The 511-nt window shown below is 49.9% G+C and carries 1 protein-coding gene; it reads right to left on the bottom strand.

Features of this window, described 5'->3' with window-relative positions; genetic code table 11:
• A partial coding sequence (locus tag ACFFRH_RS45085) for a glutathionylspermidine synthase family protein (RefSeq protein WP_512701170.1) occupies positions 1 to 511 on the bottom strand: 511 nt, incomplete at both ends.

The following is a 511-nucleotide window of genomic DNA, read 5'->3' as shown; positions in this document are numbered from 1 at the left end:
GGACCTTCCGCTGCTTCAATGGTTTTGCCGTTCTCAATGATCGACACGTTTGCGCCTTCACGGGAGAAGATCGGTTTAACCACATATTTTTCCATTTGCGGATGATCATCTTCCGCAAAATAAGCGGGCAGCAGGTTCGGGTGATTCGGGAACATCTCCCACAGTAGCGGTAGGAGTGCCTTGTTGGAGATAATGCTCTTCCACGCCGGTTCCAGCCAGCGTACGCCTGCATCCTCCAGCTTGGTTGAGAACATCTCACGCAACATAAATTCCCACGGATACAGTTTGAACAGGTTGGAAATTACCTGATCCTGTAAATCCGTGAACTGACCTTTTTCACCTAACCCGATATCATCGATGTAGAGGAACTCAGTAGCAATTTCAGCTTCCGTTGCGCAGTCCTGCAAATACTGAATGGTTCCGCGATCTTCCACCGTGTCGCGACAGCAGGTGAGATGCAGCAACTGGAAGCCATACTGTTCACGCAGCTCAACGAAGCGATCGATCAGTT

The sequence above is a fragment of the Streptosporangium vulgare genome, assembly GCF_042428775.1.
GTDB lineage: Bacteria > Actinomycetota > Actinomycetes > Streptosporangiales > Streptosporangiaceae > Streptosporangium > Streptosporangium vulgare.
Note: the sequence above shows the minus strand (reverse complement) of the source record. Positions and strands in the feature narration are given on the sequence as shown.